Origin of the sequence: Pseudomonas sp. IT-P218, from assembly GCF_949767605.1 — a bacterium.
In the GTDB taxonomy this organism is placed as follows: domain Bacteria; phylum Pseudomonadota; class Gammaproteobacteria; order Pseudomonadales; family Pseudomonadaceae; genus Aquipseudomonas; species Aquipseudomonas putida_AE.
The window spans coordinates 25,953-44,137 of sequence record NZ_CATKQQ010000013.1 but is presented as its reverse complement, the minus strand read 5'-3'; the positions used below and the strand labels follow the sequence as shown (position 1 = coordinate 44,137).

The 18,185-nt window shown below is 63.2% G+C and carries 12 protein-coding genes and 1 tRNA gene; 9 read left to right on the top strand and 4 right to left on the bottom strand.

What is annotated here, in order from left to right; genetic code table 11:
* Positions 1-59 precede the first annotated feature (59 nt).
* The 3 genes from ACM6I6_RS12400 to ACM6I6_RS12390 form a co-directional block, all read right to left on the bottom strand.
* Positions 60-134: transfer RNA gene (locus tag ACM6I6_RS12400), tRNA-Gln, on the bottom strand.
* 121 nt (positions 135-255) lie between these two features.
* The gene (locus ACM6I6_RS12395) at positions 256-1,254 is read right to left on the bottom strand and encodes a bile acid:sodium symporter family protein (protein WP_274076242.1); all 999 of its coding nucleotides are present in this window, start codon (positions 1,252-1,254) and stop codon (positions 256-258) included.
* Positions 1,255-1,685: 431 nt separating this feature from the next.
* Entirely contained in the window at positions 1,686-2,072 is a 387-nt protein-coding gene (locus ACM6I6_RS12390) for a GFA family protein (RefSeq protein ID WP_414919962.1), read from the bottom strand.
* 216 nt (positions 2,073-2,288) lie between these two features.
* Between ACM6I6_RS12390 and ACM6I6_RS12385 the strand changes: the two genes are divergently transcribed.
* The 5 genes from ACM6I6_RS12385 (at position 2,289) to ACM6I6_RS12365 (ending at position 10,299) form a co-directional block, all read left to right on the top strand.
* A complete protein-coding gene (locus tag ACM6I6_RS12385) occupies positions 2,289-3,662 on the top strand; it encodes a glutamine synthetase family protein (protein ID WP_323609134.1) in 1,374 nt (457 codons plus the stop codon).
* Positions 3,663-3,669: 7 nt separating this feature from the next.
* Positions 3,670-5,061 (top strand): aldehyde dehydrogenase family protein, encoded by a 1,392-nt coding sequence (locus ACM6I6_RS12380; RefSeq protein ID WP_414919961.1) that lies wholly within the window; start codon positions 3,670-3,672, stop codon positions 5,059-5,061.
* A 3-nt stretch (positions 5,062-5,064) separates the two neighbouring features.
* The gene (locus ACM6I6_RS12375; protein ID WP_323628895.1) at positions 5,065-6,225 is read left to right on the top strand and encodes an iron-containing alcohol dehydrogenase; all 1,161 of its coding nucleotides are present in this window, start codon (positions 5,065-5,067) and stop codon (positions 6,223-6,225) included.
* Between the two features lie 134 nt (positions 6,226-6,359).
* Positions 6,360-7,922 carry an amino acid permease gene (locus ACM6I6_RS12370; RefSeq protein ID WP_323609141.1) on the top strand — a complete coding sequence of 521 codons (1,563 nt, stop codon included), beginning with the start codon at positions 6,360-6,362 and terminating at the stop codon, positions 7,920-7,922.
* Positions 7,923-8,172: 250 nt separating this feature from the next.
* Positions 8,173-10,299: a TonB-dependent receptor family protein gene (locus ACM6I6_RS12365; protein ID WP_414919960.1), complete on the top strand. Its 2,127-nt coding sequence runs from the start codon at positions 8,173-8,175 to the stop codon at positions 10,297-10,299.
* A 2,607-nt stretch (positions 10,300-12,906) separates the two neighbouring features.
* Here the strand turns inward: ACM6I6_RS12365 and ACM6I6_RS12360 are convergent.
* Complete coding sequence (locus ACM6I6_RS12360) at positions 12,907-13,692, bottom strand: FadR/GntR family transcriptional regulator (protein WP_274076235.1); 786 nt, start codon at positions 13,690-13,692, stop codon at positions 12,907-12,909.
* 161 nt (positions 13,693-13,853) lie between these two features.
* On the opposite strand from ACM6I6_RS12360, the gene ACM6I6_RS12355 reads away from it, so the two are divergent.
* The 4 genes from ACM6I6_RS12355 to ACM6I6_RS12340 are packed head-to-tail and all read left to right on the top strand — an operon-like array spanning position 13,854 to position 18,101.
* Entirely contained in the window at positions 13,854-15,164 is a 1,311-nt protein-coding gene (locus ACM6I6_RS12355; RefSeq protein WP_274076234.1) for an MFS transporter, read from the top strand.
* A gap of 15 nt (positions 15,165-15,179) precedes the next feature.
* A complete protein-coding gene (gene denD, locus ACM6I6_RS12350) occupies positions 15,180-16,154 on the top strand; it encodes a D-erythronate dehydrogenase (protein WP_274076233.1) in 975 nt (324 codons plus the stop codon).
* 19 nt (positions 16,155-16,173) lie between these two features.
* Positions 16,174-17,466, top strand: a complete 1,293-nt coding sequence (otnK, locus tag ACM6I6_RS12345) for a 3-oxo-tetronate kinase (protein ID WP_414919959.1) — start codon at positions 16,174-16,176, stop codon at positions 17,464-17,466.
* A complete protein-coding gene (locus ACM6I6_RS12340) occupies positions 17,463-18,101 on the top strand; it encodes an aldolase (RefSeq protein ID WP_274076231.1) in 639 nt (212 codons plus the stop codon). The genes otnK and ACM6I6_RS12340 overlap by 4 nt, the downstream gene beginning before the upstream one ends.
* Positions 18,102-18,185: the final 84 nt, after the last annotated feature.

Here is an 18,185-nt window from a genome sequence, read left to right as displayed (position 1 = left end):
ATGAACAGAATGCAATAAGCAGCACCCGCGAAGTGCGCGAGTGCTGCTTATCAGAAATATGGCAGGGGCGGCTGGATTCGAACCAACGCATGGCAGGATCAAAACCTGCTGCCTTACCGCTTGGCGACGCCCCTGTAGCTGCTGCCTGGAGAGCCGGGGAATGCCCTCAGCAGGAATGGGCGGCAATTTACCAACATTCTTGCCGCCTGGGAACCCCCTCGCTAAATTATTTTATTTTAAAACAGCGACTTACCATCAAGGATCGACCTGCCCCATCAGTTCGGGCACCGATTCCGGGCGATTGGCGAAGCGCTGGGCAAGCACCGCGCAGACCATCAGCTGGATCTGATGGAACAGCATCAGCGGCAGGATCAACACGCCGATGGTGCTGCCGGCGAACAGCACCTGGGCCATCGGCACGCCCGTGGCCAGGCTTTTCTTCGAGCCACAGAAGAGGATGGTGATGCGGTCTTGCTGATTGAAACCCAAGGCCTTGCCCAGCACGGTGGAGGCCACCAGCACCAGCCCCAGCACCACGCAGCAGGCGACCACCAGCCCGGCCAGGTCGCGCAACGGGATCTGGTGCCAGATGCCTTCGATCACCGCTTCGCTGAAAGCACCGTACACCACCAGCAGGATCGAGCCCTGATCGACAAATTTCAGCCAGCTCTTGTTGCGCGCCACCCAGGCGCCGATCCAGCGCCGCGCGATCTGCCCGGCAATGAAGGGCAGCAACAACTGCACGCTGATCTTCACGATCGCATCGAGGGTCGAGCCCCCATCGCCGTGCACGTCCAGCAGCAAGGTCACCAGCAAAGGCGTGAGGAAGATCCCGAACAGACTGGACGCCGCCGCGCTGCAAATCGCAGCCGGGATGTTGCCTCGCGCCAGGGAGGTAAAGGCAATCGCCGACTGCACTGTGGCCGGCAGTGCGCAGAGGTAGAGCATGCCCATGTACAGGTCGGCGCCGATCATCGGTGACAGCAAGGGCTTGAGCGCCAGGCCGAGCAGCGGGAACAGGACGAAGGTCAGGCCGAACACCAGCAAGTGCAGGCGCCAGTGGCCGGCACCGGCAATGATCGATTCGCGGGACAGTTTGGCGCCGTGGAGGAAAAACAGCAGGGCGATGGCGCTGTTGGTCAACCAGCCGAAGCCTACGGCCACCTGGCCACTGGCGGGCAGCAGGCTGGCGAGCAGGACCACGCCGACCAGGGTCAGGGTGAAGTTGTCGGGCAAGAAACGGGGGCGGGTCATGAGGGTTATCCAGGCGGCCGGGAGCGTTGAGACCACTCTAGCGCGCCGGCCGATTGCCGGCTAACGCTAATAAGCCAGGAGATGTCGCCTAACGGACACCTCCCAAAATCACGGGTGACTGATATGCCGCTTTCGCTGCGATGCGGCGACCCGACAAGCCAGCTCCTACAGGATTTGTGCCATACACAGCTTTTGTGTGCGCTGCGGGCACCTGTAGGAGCTGGCTTGCCAGCGATGAGGCCGGCACATCCAACATCACGGGTGACTGATACGCCGCCTTCGCTGGCAAGCCAGCTCCTACAGGGAATTTGTGCCATACACAGCTTTTGTGTGCGCTGCGGGCAACTGTAGGAGCTGGCTTGCCAGCGATGAGGCCGGCACATCCAACATCACGGGTGGCTGATACGCCGCCTTCGCTGGCAAGCCAGCTCCTACAGACGACCGCTGCCCTCTCGATCCCTCTTATAGTGCCGAGCAAGCGGGAACTCCGGCAACCAGGCCTCGCGACGCACCGTCCAGCATTCGTAGGTGGGCATGAACTGGTCGGGCGCATCGAATGAACCCAGGTTCACTTCAATTTCGTCATCGCTACGGGCAAACACCGACGAGCCACAGCGAGGGCAGAAATGCCGCCCGGCGTAGTCCCGGGTTTCGCCCTCGATCGTCACCGCGTCCTCGGGGAATATCGCCGAGGCGTAAAAGAGCGCCCCGTGATGCTTGCGACAGTCCAGGCAGTGGCAAAGGCCTACCCGATAAGGTTGCCCCGACGCCACAAGCCGGACATCGCCACACAGACAACCACCCGTAAATTGCTGCATGCCGCCCCTCCTCTTCCTGGATTCGAAAGTAGCCATTCAACGACTGTAAGAGGCTAACAAAGCCTTCACAGCAAAAACTTGCAAAAAGCGACGGTAGGCTAAGCTTACGTCAGCTTATTGCCCTTGATGCTCGCGGCGGCAGTTGTTGGTTTTTCTGGAGAGCGTCTGCAACAGCTATCTCAGACTGGCCCAGACAATTTGCGCAGGATTGCCGTGATGACCGAGCCGTTACTCAGTTTTGACCAACTCAAGCGTGCTGCCGCCTCTGGCGAAATCGATACTGTCCTGGTGTGCATGGTCGACATGCAGGGCCGCCTGGTGGGCAAGCGTTTCCAGGTCGAGTTTTTCATCGACAGTGGCCATGAAGAAACCCACTGCTGCAATTACCTGCTGGCCGACGACATCGACATGGAGCCGGTGCCGGGTTATGCCGCCGCCAGCTGGAGCAAGGGCTACGGCGACTTCGTGCTCAAGCCCGACATGCGCACCTTGCGCAAGGTACCCTGGCTCGAGTGCACGGCGCTGGTGCTGTGCGATGTGCTCGACCATCACCATCGCCAGGACCTGCCCCACAGCCCGCGGGCGATCCTGAAAAAACAGGTCGAGCGCCTGCGTGAACGCGGCTACACCGGCATGTTCGCCTCGGAACTGGAGTTCTACCTGTTCGACGAGAGCTACGAGGCCATCCACAGGCGCAACTACCACAAGCCGAAGACCGCCGGGCACTACATCGAGGATTACAACATCCTGCAGACCACCCGCGAGGAGCCGGTGCTGCGGGCGATCCGCAAGCACCTGCAGGCCAGCGGCATCCCGGTGGAAAACTCCAAGGGTGAATGGGGACCCGGCCAGGAAGAAATCAACATCCGCTACGCCGACGCCATGACCATGGCCGACCATCACGTCATCATCAAGCATGCGTGCAAGGAGATCGCCCAGCTCCAGGGCAAGGCGATCACCTTCATGGCCAAGTGGCGCTATGACGCCGCCGGTTCCAGCAGCCACATCCACAATTCGCTGTGGGACAAGAACGCCAAAAAGCCGTTGTTCTTCGACGCCAAGGCCGAGTTCGGCATGTCGAAACTGATGCGTTCCTGGGTGGCCGGACAGCTCAAGTACGCCAACGACATCACCTGTTTCCTCGCGCCCTACATCAACTCCTACAAGCGCTTCCAGGCCGGCACCTTCGCCCCTACCCGTGCAGTCTGGAGCCGGGACAATCGCACCGCCGGTTTTCGCCTGTGCGCCGAGGCCAGCAAGTCGATCCGCATCGAATGCCGCATCGGCGGTGCCGACCTCAACCCTTACCTGGCCTTCGCCGCGCTGATCGCCGCCGGGTTGGCGGGCATCGATGAAAAACTCGAACTCGCCGCGCCTTTCGAGGGCGATGCCTACGTTGACGAGCATCTGCCAGAAGTCTCCAAGACCCTGCGCGAGGCCAGTGCCGCACTGCAAGGCTCAAGCATGTTGCGCGAGGCCTTCGGCGACGAGGTGGTCGACCACTACGTGCACACCGCCGAATGGGAACAGAAAGAATACGACCGGCGCATCACCGACTGGGAACTGCAGCGCGGCTTCGAGCGCTACTGAGAGCACCATGACCAACACTGTTCAAATCATCTCGCCGGTCGATGGCCGGGTCTTCGCCGAGCGCCAGTACGCCGACATCGTGCGAATCGAGCAGGCACTGGCGGCGGCCACAGCCGCCCAGGCGCAATGGAAGCGCCGGCCAGTGAGCGAACGCGCGGCTTTTTGCAGCGCCGCGGTGGACGCGATGCTGGCCATGAAGGATGACATCGTCCCCGAACTGGCCTGGCAAATGGGCCGCCCGGTGCGCTATGGCGCCGGCGAGTTGCGCGGCTTCGAAGAGCGTGCCCGGCACATGATCGCCATTGCGGCGCAGGCCCTGGCGGCGCTCGAAGCCGATCCGCTCACGGGTTTTCGCCGCTATATCAAACGCGAGCCAATGGGTACCGTGCTGGTGGTCGCACCGTGGAATTACCCCTACCTCACCGCAGTGAATACGATCATTCCGGCACTGATGGCCGGCAACAGCGTGATCCTCAAGCACGCTTCGCAAACCCTGCTGGTGGGCGAGCGTTTTGCCGAAGCCATGCGCCGCGCCAACCTGCCTGAGGGGCTGTTCCAGAACCTGCTGCTCAGTCACATCCATACCGGGGTGGTCATCGGCTCCGGACAGGTGCAGCAGGTGAACTTCACCGGCTCAGTGGCGGCCGGCCTGGAAATGCAACGCTCTGCGGTCGAGGATTTCCTGCGCGTGGGCCTTGAGCTCGGCGGCAAGGACCCGGCCTACGTGCGGGCCGATGCCAACCTCGAGCATGCGGTGGAGAACCTGGTGGACGGCAGTTTCTTCAATTCCGGGCAGAGCTGCTGCGCCGTGGAGCGTATCTACGTCGACCGGAAAATCTACCCGGCCTTTGTCGATCGCTTCGCCGAATTGACCCGTCAGTACGTACTCGGTAACCCGCTGGACGAAGCCACCACCCTCGGCCCGCTGGTGAGTCCGGGCGCGGCGGATTTCGTCCGCGGGCAGATTGCCGATGCGCAGGCCCTGGGCGCGAAGGCGCTGATCGACCCGCATGCCTTTGCCGCCGACTTGCCGGGCAGCGCCTACCTCGCCCCGCAGGTGTTGGTCGAGGTCAATCATCAGATGTCGGTGATGCGTGATGAAAGCTTCGGGCCGGTGGTCGGCATCATGCCGGTGGACAGCGACGAAGAAGCCATCGCCCTGATGAACGACAGCGAGTTCGGCCTCAGCGCGTCGATCTGGACCCGGGACCTGGTCGCCGCCGAACGCCTGGGCGACGAGATCGACACCGGCACCCTGTTCATGAATCGCTGCGATTACCTGGACCCGGCCCTGGCCTGGACCGGGGTGAGGAACAGTGGGCGCGGCGTCACCCTGTCGCCCATGGGCTATGACCACCTGACCCGCGCCAAATCCTTCCATCTGCGCCACGAGACCTGAGCCATGAGCCTGACTGGAAACTGGAACTACCCCACGAGCATCCGCTTCGGTGTCGGCCGCATCGCGGAACTGGCCGATACCTGTCGCAGCCAGGGTATCCAGCGCCCGCTGCTGGTCACCGACAGTGGCCTGGGGCGTGCGTCGATCACCACGGCTGCTCTGGACGCTTTACGTAACGCGGGGCTGGGTGCTGCGTTGTTCTGCGACCTCAAGCCCAATCCGGTCGAAGCCAACCTGGCGGGCGGGCTCGAGGCCTGGCGTGCGGGCAACCACGATGGCGTGGTGGCCTTTGGCGGTGGCAGCGGCCTGGACATGGGCAAGCTCATCGCCTTCATGAGTGGCCAGACCCGTCCGGTCTGGGATTTCGAAGACATCGGCGACTACTGGACCCGCGCCGATGAAAGCCGCATCGCCCCGATCATCGCGGTGCCGACCACCGCGGGTACGGGCTCCGAAGTGGGCCGTGCGGCGGTGATCATCGACGATCGCACCCACACCAAACGCATTATCTTCCACCCGAAAATGATGCCGCGAGTGGTCATCAGCGACCCGGCCCTGACCGTCGGCATGCCGGCCAAAGTCACCGCTGGCACGGGCATGGACGCGTTGGCGCACTGCCTGGAGTCGTACTGTGCCCCGGGATTTCACCCCATGGCCGATGGCATCGCCGTCGAGGGCATGCGCCTGGTGAGCAATGCCCTGGTGCGCGCCGTCCACACCCCGTCGGACCTCGATGCACGCGGGCAAATGCTGGCGGCGGCGGCGATGGGCGCCACTGCTTTCCAGAAAGGCCTGGGCGGGATGCACGCCCTCGCGCATCCGATCGGCGCCCTCTACGACACCCACCACGGCATGACCAACGCCACCCTGATGCCCTACGTGCTGAAGTTCAATCGTCCGGCCATCGAGGAACGCATCACGCGGCTGGCCGCGTATCTGCACCTGCCCTCCCCGGGCTTCGACAGTTTCCTGGCCTTCGTCCTCAAATTGCGCAAGGACATTGCTGTGCCGCATACGCTGTTCGAGTTGGGAGTGGATGACCAGCAGGCTGACCTCATCGCGGACATGGCGATAGTCGACCCCAGTGCCGGCGGCAACCCGCTGCCGTTGACAAAGGCCGGCGTGACGGAAATTTTCCAGGCGGCTTTCCACGGCCGACTCTGACTCGATCGAGGGTCCATGATCGAAACAGCAACAGGTTAGCGGTTGTAAACAGGAGCAGTACGACAAGGGGTTGAAAGCCAACCCATCCGGAGACCCGGATGGCTGCGTATCAAAACCTGAAGGGGCACACCAGCATGAACCCAGCAAGCCAGCCCGGCACCGACGCGCCGCACGACGATGACGTCAAGGTGCTGCACAGCATGGGCTATGCCCAGCAGCTGTCGCGACGAATGGGGGTTTTCTCCAACTTCGCGATTTCCTTTTCGATCATCTGCATCCTCTCCGGCGGCATCAACTCACTGGCCCAGGGCACCTCGGGCGCCGGCGGTGCCGCGATCGGCATCGGCTGGCCGATCGGTTGCCTGATTTCCGGGGTGTTCGCCCTGGCCATGGCGCAGATTTCCTCGGCCTACCCCACCGCCGGCGGCCTGTATCACTGGGGTTCGATCCTCGGCAACCGTTTCACCGGCTGGCTCACAGCCTGGTTCAACCTGCTGGGGCTGGTCACGGTGCTCGGTGCGATCAACGTCGGCACCTACTACTTTTTCTTTGGCGCCTTCGGCCCGACACTGGGCATGGAGGACACCACCACCACCCGGGTGATCTTCCTCGCCATCCTCACCGGGCTCCAGGCCCTGTGCAATCACCTGGGCATCGGCCTGACCGCCAGGCTCACGGATTTTTCCGGCTACCTGATTTTCGCCACCGCACTGGCGCTGACCATCGTCTGCCTGATCTCGGCCCCCAGTTTCGAGTTCTCCCGGCTGGTGACCTTCGGCAACTATTCCGGCGAGGCCGGCGGCAGCGTCTGGCCACAGGTGTCCAACGGCTGGATCTTCATGCTCGGCCTGCTGCTGCCGATCTACACCATCACCGGCTATGACGCTTCCGCGCACACCTCCGAGGAAACCCGCAATGCCGCCATGTCGGTGCCTCGGGGCATGGTCATGTCGGTGGTCTGGTCGCTGCTGTTCGGCTGGGTGATGCTCAGCGCCTTCGTGCTGATGCTGCCGAGCATGGACGAGGCGGCCAAGCAAGGCTGGAACGTGTTCTTCTGGGCGATGAACACCCAGGTCAATCCGCTGCTCAAGGACGCGCTGTACGTGGCGATTTTCATCTCCCAGGTGCTCTGCGGGTTGGCCACTGTCACCTCGGTTTCGCGCATGATCTTCGCGTTTTCCCGTGACGGCGGCCTGCCCTTCTCGAAAGCCCTGTCCTCGGTCTCGCCGACCTTTCGCAGCCCGGTGGCGGCGATCTGGACCGGCGCTACCCTCGCGGTCCTGTTCGACTGGGGCTCATCGGTGATCTCGGTCGGCGAGACTCCGGTCTACACCATCGTGGTGTCCTGCACGGTGATCTTCCTGTTCTTCTCCTTCATCATTCCCATCGTGCTGGGCCTGTTTGCCTACGGGACCTCGAAGTGGCCAACCATGGGACCGTGGAACATCGGGCGCTTCTGGTACACGGTGTTTGCCCTGCTCTCGGTGCTGTCGATGGTGATCATCTTCGTCATCGGCATCCAGCCACCGAACGACTGGGCGTTGTACATCACCATCGGCTTCCTGGTGCTGACGGCCATCGTCTGGTTCGGCTTTGAAGCACGCCGCTTCCAGGGCCCGCCGGTGGGCGACGTGATCGTCAAGCGCCAGGCCGAAATCGCCGCGGCGGAAGCGGCGTTGAACCGCAAAACACTGTAGGAGCAGCCGCGAGAGATGGAGCGGCTGTCAGGCAGCCATCGCTGGCCAGTTCCTACAGGATTTGTGGGGCCATGTTGAATGCATGGCAATATGCACATCTGTAGGAACCGGCTTGCTGGCGGTCGCAATTTCACGGCAAGCTCGCCCCTGCCGATCCCCCGACAAAATAACAAAATCCCCATGTGCTCCCTTCGTCCTTTCATACGTCGCAGACTTCACTGCCCGTTTCCCCCTGTCCGGAGTTTTCCCAATGCCCTCGCCCCATTCCCTGTCCGCCGCGTTGCTCGGCCTGGCCCTCGTCTGTCCGGCGATAGCCGAGGCCCAGGGCCTGGAGTTGGGGCAAGTGCTGATCGGGGCCGAGGACCAGAGTGACGAGGACCAGGGGATCGAAGACGCCAGGGCCCGACTCGAACAGGTGCCCGGCGGCACCAACGTGGTCGACATGCGCCGCCCATTGCAGGGCCGGGTGGCGAGCAATCAGGATGTGCTGGCCTATCAGCCAGGTGTCTATGCCCAGTCGGCGGGCAACGAAGGGGTGAAGATCTCGATCCGCGGATCGGGGATCAACCGTGCGCCGGGCGCCCATGCCTCGGGCCTGTACGCCATGCTTGACGGTCTGCCGCTGACCGGCCCTGGCGGCACGCCCTATGAACTGCTGGAGCCGCTGTGGCTTGACCATGTCGAGGTGCTGCGCGGCGCCAACGGATTCGACCGCGGCGCCCTGGCCCTGGGCGGGGCCATCGATTACGTCAGCCACACCGGCTACAACGCACCCAAGCTACAGGTGCGCTACGCGACGGGCAGCCACGGCTATCAGCAGCGCCAGGTCAGTTCCGGGCAGGTGCTGGGCGACTTCGACTACTACATGGCCCTGACCGATGCACGCGCGGACGGCTATCAGGATCACACCGCCAGTGACAGCCAGGGCGTCATCGCCAACTTCGGCTATCGCTTCAACCCGAACCTGGAAACGCGCTTCTACCTGCGCTATCGCCAGACCGACAACGACCTCGCCGGTCGGGTCACCAAGCACAGCATCGAGCACGATCCGCGTGTGGCCAACCCCGCCTACGTGGCGCGCGACGATCGCCGCGAACAGCCGGGCAGCACCTTTATCGGCAACAAGACCACCTACTACATCGACGACGATTCGAGCATCCAGGCCGGCCTTGCCTACCATGACTACCCCATGGACCTGCGCGAGGGTCCCAACCGCCTGAAAGTGGCGTACACCGATGTCAGCGGCACCTTCGACTACAAGCGTCGCGACACCCTCTGGGGCCTGCAGAGCCAAAGCACCTTGGGCCTGCGCGTGACCAAGCACCTGCCCAACGCCGGTGCCAGTGAAGAAGTACGCATCCCCAGCGGCAACACTGCCGGTTATGCGCCGGGCACGGCCATGCGCAACTTCACCTACCAGGGTTCGGACAGCGTCCTGCACGTGGGCAATGACCTGGAAATCGCCGACGACCTGTGGCTGACCACTGGCCTGGCGGCCATCTACACCCGCCGGGAAAGCGCGGTGACTTACCCGCAAGGCGGTGGCAAGACCAGTATGGGCGACTGGGACTACGCCCCGCGCCTGGGCCTGCGCTACCAACTGACACCCGACCTGCAACTGTTCGGCAACCTCAGCCGCTCGGTCGAGGCGCCGCACCCCTGGTCGCTGATCTACAGCTCCAACGTTCGCTTCCCGGCCGGCAGCGGCCCCGCCACCGGCACCCAGCGCGATCCGATCGAACTGCAGAACCAGACCGCGACCACCCTGGAGCTCGGCGGTCGCGGCGACAGCGCGATGGGCCAATGGAGCCTGGCCTGGTACTACGCCCAGGTGCGCCACGAACTGCTCTCGGTGTTGCCGGACGCCAACGCCACCACGCCCTACGAGCTCAACGCCAGCCCGACCGTGCACCAGGGCGTGGAAGCCAGCCTGCTGAGCAACCTGTGGTCGGGCGGTGACGGCGGTGAACTGAGCCTGCGCCAGAGCTATACCTTCAGCGACTTCCACTACCGCGACGACGAACGCTTCGGCGACAACCGCCTGCCGGGACTGCCGATGCACTACTACCAGGGCGAACTGCGCTACGACTGGCCCCAGGGCTTCTTCGCCGCGCTCAACACACAATGGGTGTCCAAGGTGGCAGTCGATTACGCCAACAGCTACTACGCCGATCCCTACGCACTGTTTGGCGCGACCCTGGGCTACAACGCGCCCAAGGGTGACTGGCAGACGTGGGTGGACATGCGCAACCTCACCGACAAGCACTACGCCGCCACCGTCACGCCGGGCTACGACGACAAGGGGCTGGATGCGGCGCGGTCGACTCCCGGAGAGGGCATGGCGGTGTATGTCGGGGTGTCGTGGAGTCTGCTGTGAGGCCGATGTTCAACACAAATCACTGTAGGAGCTGGCTTGCCAGCGAAGAGGCCCAAAAGATCACCGCACTATTCAAGGCCGCCATCGCCGGCAAGCCGGCTCCTACAGGTCCGCGGCGACCGCGCCTCCATGCTCAACACAAACCATTGTAGGAGCTGGCTTGCCAGCGAAGAGGCCCAAAAGATCACCGCACTATTCAAGACCGCCTTCGCCGGCAAGCCGGCTCCTACAGGTCCGCGGCGACCGCGCCTCCACGCCCAACACAAACCATTGCAGGAGCTGGCTTGCCAGCGAAGAGGCCCAAAAGATCACCGCACTATTCAAGACCGCCTTCGCCGGCAAGCCGGCTCCTACAGGTCCGCGGCGAACACGCCTCCACGCCCAACACAAAACATTGTAGGAGCTTGCCAGCGAAGAGGCCCAAAAGATCACCGCACTATTCAAGGCCGCCTTCGCCGGCAAGCCGGCTCCTACAGGTCCGCGGCGAACACGCCTCCACGCCCAACACAAACCATTGTAGGAGCTGGCTTGCCAGCGAAGAGGCCCAAAAGATCACCGCACTATTCAAGACCGCCTTCGCCGGCAAGCCGGCTCCTACAGGTCCGAGGTGCCCACGCCTCCACGCCCAACACAAACCATTGTAGGAGCTGGCTTGCCAGCGAAGAGGCCCAAAAGATCACCGCAACATTCAAGGCCGCCATCGCCGGCAAGCCGGCTCCTACAGGTCCGCGGTGCCCACGCCTCCATGCCCAACACAAACCATTGTAGGAACTGGCTTGCCAGCGAAGAGGCCCAAAAGATCACCGCAACATTCAAGGCCGCCATCGCCGGCAAGCCGGCTCCTACAGGTCCGCGGCGACCGCGCCTCCACGCCCAACACAAACCATTGTAGGAGCTGGCTTGCCAGCGAAGAGGCCCAAAAGATCACCGCACTATTCAAGACCGCCTTCGCCGGCAAGCCGGCTCCTACAGGTCCGCGGTGCCCACGCCTCCATGCCCAACAAAAACATTGTAGGAGCTGGCTTGCCAGCGAAGAGGCCCGAAAGGTCAACGCAATGTTCGAAGACGCCTTCGCCGGCAAGCCGGCTCCTACAGGTCCGCGGCGTCCGCGCCTCCACGCTCAACACAAACCATTGTAGGAGCTGGCTTGCCAGCGAAGAGGCCCAAAAGATCACCGCACTATTCAAGGCCGCCATCGCCGGCAAGCCGGGCTCCTACAGGTCCGCGGTGCCCATGCCTCCACGCCCAACACAAACCATTGTAGGAGCTGGCTTGCCAGCGAAGAGGCCCGAAAGGTCAACGCAATATTCGAAGACGCCTTCGCCGGCAAGCCGGCTCGTACAGGTCCGCGGCGAACACGCCTCCACGCCCAACACAAAACATTGTCGGAGCTGGCTTGCCAGCGAAGAGGCCCAAAAGATCACCGCAATATTCAAGGCCGCCATCGCCGGCAAGCCGGCTCCTACAGGTCCGCGGCGACCGCGCCTCCATGCCCAACACAAAACATTGTAGGAGCTGGCTTGCCAGCGAAGAGGCCCAAAAGATCACCGCAACATTCAAGGCCGCCTTCGCCGGCAAGCCGGCTCCTACAGGTCCGCGGCGAACACGCCTCCACGCCCAACACAATTCATTGTAGGAGCTGGCTTGCCAGCGAAGAGGCCCAAAAGATCACCGCAACATTCAAGGCCACCATCGCCGGCAAGCCGGCTCGTACAGGTCCGCGGCGAACACGCCTCCACGCCCAACACAAAACATTGTCGGAGCTGGCTTGCCAGCGATGAGGCCCGAAAGGTCAACGCAATATTCGAAGACGCCTTCGCCGGCAAGCCGGCTCCTACAGGTCCCCGGCGACCACGCCTCCACGCCCAACACAATTCATTGTAGGAGCTGGCTTGCCAGCGAAGAGGCCCAAAAGATCACCGCAACATTCAAGGCCACCATCGCCGGCAAGCCGGCTCCTACAGGTCCGCGGCGAACACGCCTCCACGCCCAACACAAACCATTGTAGGAGCTGGCTTGCCAGCGAAGAGGCCCAAAAGATCACCGCACTATTCAAGACCGCCTTCGCCGGCAAGCCGGCTCGTACAGGTCCGCGGCGAACACGCCTCCACGCCCAACACAAAACATTGTCGGAGCTGGCTTGCCAGCGAAGAGGCCCGAAAGATCACCGCAACATTCAAGGCCGCCATCGCCGGCAAGCCGGCTCCTACAGGTCCGCGGCGACCGCGCCTCCATGCTCAACACAAAACATTGTAGGAGCTGGCTTGCCAGCGATGAGGCCCGAAAGGTCAACGCAATATTCGAAGACGCCTTCGCCGGCAAGCCGGCTCGTACAGGTCCGCGGCGACCGCGCCTCCACGCCCAACACAAACCATTGTAGGAGCTGGCTTGCCAGCGATGAGGCCCGAAAGGTCAACGCAATGTTCGAAGACGCCATCGCCGGCAAGCCGGCTCCTACAGGTCCGCGGTGCCCACGCCTCCACGCCCAACACAAAACATTGTAGGAGCTGGCTTGCCAGCGAAGAGGCCCAAAAGATCACCGCAACATTCAAGGCCACCATCGCCGGCAAGCCGGCTCCTACAGGTTCGCGGTGAACGCGCTCGGAGTTACGAGGTTCTCGCCCCCGGGTTCTGCCAGAACGCGGGATCGGCGCTCTTGAGTCGCTCTACCGCATTATTGATGTGGTTGAGCGCAGCATGGCGTGCGCCTTCGGGGTCGCGGGCGGCGATGGCTGCGTAGACGGCAAAGTGTTCGACCCGCACCGTCTTGGCCAGGTCGCGGCGGCGTTCCTCGTTGGAGCGGGTGATGCGGATCGCCTCCTTGATGTACTGCGCGATGAATTCGTGCAGTGACGGGTACAGAGGATTGCCCGTTGCCCTGGAAATGGAGTGATGGAAGCCCAGGTCTTCCTCGACGCCATCGCGCCCCGCCTGCTCGGCGGCATCGATGGCCTTCAGCGCCTGGTGGATGGCCTCCAGCTGCGCCGGCGAATGCCGCTGTGCCGCCAGGGCCGCCGCCTCCCCTTCGATACCGCGGCGCAGCTCGGTGACCCGCAATACCGCCTCGATCGACCCGCTGACATCCAGGTCGATGGTAAACGCCTTGATGTGCGCGCCTTCGCTGACGACAGTGCCGCTGCCCTGGCGGACCTCGACCAGACCGGCAGACTTGAGGCGCGAGATCGCCTCGCGGATGACCGTCCTGCTGACCCCGAAACGCTCCGACAGCACGGGTTCCGTGGGCAGGCGAGCGCCCGGCAGCACTTCGCCGTTGGCGATATAGGCCTTCAGGGCCGCCGTCACCTGATCGGACAGCGTGCCCTTGGCGGAGTCCTTCAGAACGGCCAGCGCCTCGGCGGAACAGGGGGATTTATCAGGAGTGGGCATAGGCATCTCTGGGCTCAAATCGGTGAACGGTACTGCATTTTAGACCCGTCGTCCTCCCTGACTTATACGCCTTGAATTCGTATGACGTATTATGATAAAAAACCGACCTTCATGTTACTCCGATAAAAAAACGTCACCCACTACAAAAATAAGGATGGGGGAAACACATGACTGAATCAGTGATTCAAACCGGTGCCATCGCGCCCGCCGATCGCTTCGAGGACCTGGCGTATCGCAAGGTCGCGTGGCGAATCCTGCCGTTGTTGTTGCTGTGCTACCTCGTCGCCTATCTGGACCGGGTGAACGTGGGTTTCGCCAAACTGCAGATGTCCGACGATCTGCAATTTTCCGAAGCCGTCTATGGCCTGGGCGCAGGGATCTTCTTCATTGCCTACTTCCTCGTGGAAATTCCCAGCAACCTGATCCTGCATCGGGTCGGCGCGCGGTTGTGGATCGCGCGCATCATGATCACCTGGGGCATCATTTCCTCGGCCATGGCCCTGGTCAGCACGCCCATGTCCTTCTACATCATGCGCTTCCTGCTGGGCATCGCCGAGGCCGGGTTCTACCCGGGTGTCATCCTCTATCTGTCCTACTGGTTCCCGACCCATCGCCGCGGCAAGATGTATGCCCTGTTCGCCACGGCAGTGCCGCTGTCCGGGCTGATTGGTGCGCCCCTGTCCGGCTGGATCATGAGCGCCTTCAACGGTGACCATGGGTTTGCCGGCTGGCAATGGCTGTTCTTCCTCGAAGGGCTGCCTTCGATCGCCGTCGGCATCCTGGTGATCTTCTGCCTCAGCGACCGGATCTCCAAAGCGAGCTGGCTGACCAGCGAAGAGAAACACCTGCTGCAGACCCGCATCGACGCCGAAACCGCAGGCCACCAGACCCACAGCCTGAAAGAGGTGTTCCTGCAGCCGCGCATCTGGCTGCTGACGGCCATCTATTTCTGCATGATCGCCGGCTTCTACACCGTCGGTTTCTGGCTGCCGACGCTGATCCGCCAGGCCGGTGTCAGTGATGTATTGCAGGTCGGCATGCTCACCGCCATCCCTTATGCCGCCGCGGCCATGACCATGATCCTGGTGTCGCGCAGCGCCGACCGGTTGCGCGAGCGTCGCTGGCACCTGGCGCTGACCGCGGTGCTGGGCGGCATCGGCCTGTTCATCTCCGCCACCTGGAGCGACAACTTCACGATTTCCATGATCGGCCTGACCCTCGGTTCCATGGGGGCGATGAGCACCCTGCCGCTGTTCTGGAGCCTGCCGACTGCCTTCCTCGGCGGCACCGCTGCGGCCGCCGGCATTGCTCTGATCAACTCCTGGGGCAACCTGGCGGGCTTCGTCTCGCCGTACCTGATGGGTTTCCTCAAGGACACCACCCACAGCACCACGATCGGCATGTACGTGATGGCAAGCGCGCTGTTCCTCGGTGCCCTGCTGGTCTTCAGAATTCCCGGAAAGCTCGTCAACCGTTGACGTTTGGAGTAACTCATGAAAATTCTCGTGACCGGTGCAGCCGGCTTCCTTGGCCGCCGTCTGATCCAGGCCCTGCTGTCCCGTGGCTCGCTCACCGACCGCGCAGGCCAGTCTCAACCGATCAGGCAAATCGTCGCCTTCGACATGGTCGCGCTCGAAGGCATCGATGATCCGCGGGTAACGGTGGTGTGTGGCGATATCGCCGACCCTGAAGTGCTGGACAGCCTGATCGATGCCGGCACCGACAGCATCTTCCATCTGGCTGCGGTGGTTTCCAGCCAGGCGGAGGCCGATTTCGAACTGGGCATGCGCATCAATTTCACCGCGACCCAGAGCATGCTCGAACGCATTCGCCTGCTCGGCACCTGCCCGAAATGGGTGATGACCAGCTCCGTTGCGGTGTTCGGCGGGCAATTGCCGGAACAGGTGCGTGACGATCAGGTCTGGGCTCCGCAGAGTTCCTATGGCACGCAAAAAGCCATGAACGACCTGCTGCTCGCTGACTACAGCCGCCGCGGTTTCGTCGACGGCCGCAGCCTGCGCATGCCGACCATCGTGGTGCGCCCGGGCAAACCCAACCTGGCCGCTTCGAGTTTCGCCAGCGGGATCATCCGCGAACCGCTCAACGGCCAGCCCAGCGTGTGTCCGGTAGCCCTCGATACGCGGCTCTGGCTGATGTCGCCAAGGCTGGCGATTGAAAACCTGATCCATGGTCATGAGCTATCCGGCGCGCAATTGACCGAGGGCCGGGTGATCAACATGCCGGGCCTGTCGATTACCGTCGAACGGATGATCGATGCCCTGCGCCAGATCGCGGGTGCGCAAGTGGCCGCGCGGATTCGCCTGGAGCGCAATCCGGCGATCGAGCGCATCGTCGGTTCATGGCCAGGGTCCTTCTGCGCCACCTATTCCCGGGACTTGGGGTTCAAGGCGGATGAGGCGTTCAGCGCCGTGATCCAGCAGTTCATCACTGAATATCTGCCCGGCTAAACCGATGGAGGAGCTCGACATGTTGAATGCCCCTGCCCGCCCCCTGCTGGGCTGCATCGCGGACGATTTCACCGGTGCCACTGACCTGGCCAACATGCTGGTGCGCGGCGGCATGCGCACCGTGCAAAGCATCGGCATCCCCACTGCCGAGGTCGCCGGCCAACTCGATGCCGACGCGATCGTCATCGCCCTGAAGTCCCGGACCGTGCCGGCCGCCGATGCCGTAAAGGAGTCGCTCGAAGCACTGCGCTGGTTGCGTGAGCGTGGCTGCGAACAGATTTTCTTCAAATACTGCTCGACCTTCGACTCGACCGCCGCCGGCAACATCGGCCCGGTCAGCGAAGCCCTGCTGGAGGCGCTGGACAGCGATTTCACCCTCGCCTGCCCGGCCTTCCCGGAAAACGGCCGCACGGTGTTTCGCGGGCATTTGTTCGTCCAGGACCAGTTGCTCAGCGAGTCGGGCATGCAGCATCACCCGCTGACCCCGATGACTGACGCGAACCTGGTTCGGGTCCTGCAATCGCAGAGCCAAGGCAAGGTCGGCCTGCTGCGTTATGACAGCGTGACCCAGGGCGTCGAGCGCATTCGCGCCCGCATGACGCAGCTGCGCGCCGAGGGTGTGCGCCTGGCGGTTGCCGATGCCGTGTCCGACGCGGACCTGCATCGGCTGGGCGAAGCCTGTGCCGGTCTGGCGCTGCTGACGGGAGGCTCAGGCCTGGCACTGGGCTTGCCGGATAATTTCCGCCGTGCCGGTAAACTGCGCGATCTGGATGCCGCCCGTGTACCTGCGGTCGAAGGCGGCGAAGTGGTGCTCGCGGGCAGCGCTTCGCAAGCCACCAATGGGCAAGTGGCGACCTGGCTGCAGGCAGGTCGCCCGGCCTTTCGTATCGATCCGCTGGCGTTGGCGGCGGGACAGCCGGTCATCGAGCAGGCAATAGCCTTCGCCGCTGATCATGCCGAACCGGTGTTGATCTACGCCACCAGCTCCCCGGATGAGGTAAAGACCGTACAACGCGAGCTGGGGACCGAGCGCGCGGGAAACATGGTCGAGCAGGCCATGGGCCGAATCGCCAGCGGGCTGCACCAGGCCGGGGTCCGGCGCTTTGTGGTCGCCGGCGGAGAAACGTCCGGGGCAGTGGTGCAAGCCCTGGATATCCAGCTATTGCAGATCGGTGCGCAAATTGACCCGGGCGTGCCCGCCTGTGTCAGCACGCCTGGGGAACCCATGGCCCTGGCGCTCAAGTCCGGCAACTTCGGTGGCCCGGACTTCTTCGCCAAGGCGCTCAAGCACCTGGCGGGAGTTCCAGCATGAACAATGAAAACGCCCTGCGCGAAGAAATCTGTGACGTCGGCGGCCTGCTATACAGCCGCGGCTACACGGTCGGCAGTGCCGGCAACATCAGCGCCCGCCTCGACGATGGCTGGCTGATCACGCCCACGGACGCTTGCCTGGGCCGTCTGGACCCGGCGGCGATATCCAAGGTCAACCTGGCGGGGGAATGGGTCAGCGGCGACAAACCGTCAAAGACCCTGGCCTTGCACCGTGAGGTCTATGATCGCAACCCGGGTGTCGGCGGCGTGGTCCACACCCACTCGACGCACCTGGTGGCGTTGACGCTGGCCGGGGTCTGGCAGCAGGATGACATCCTGCCGCCGCTGACCCCCTACCAGGTGATGAAGGTCGGGCACATCCCGTTGATCGCCTATGAACGTCCCGGCTCGCCGAAGGTGGCCGAGCGTGTCGCGCAACTGGCCAACAGCGTGCGCGGGGTCATGCTCGAGCGGCTGGGTCCGGTGGTGTGGGAAAGCTCGGTGTCGAGGGCGAGCTACGCCCTGGAGGAGCTGGAAGAAACCGCGCGCCTGTGGCTGATGAGCAACCCCAAACCGGCTCCGCTCGACCAGGCGGCACTGGATGAGTTGCGCGAAGTTTTTGGCGTGCAGTGGTAACACCGTGGCCTTAGGCTGTTCAATTGTAGGAGCGAGCTTGCTCGCGAAAAACCTGAGAGCCCTGCGGCGTGTCAGGTTTCCCGC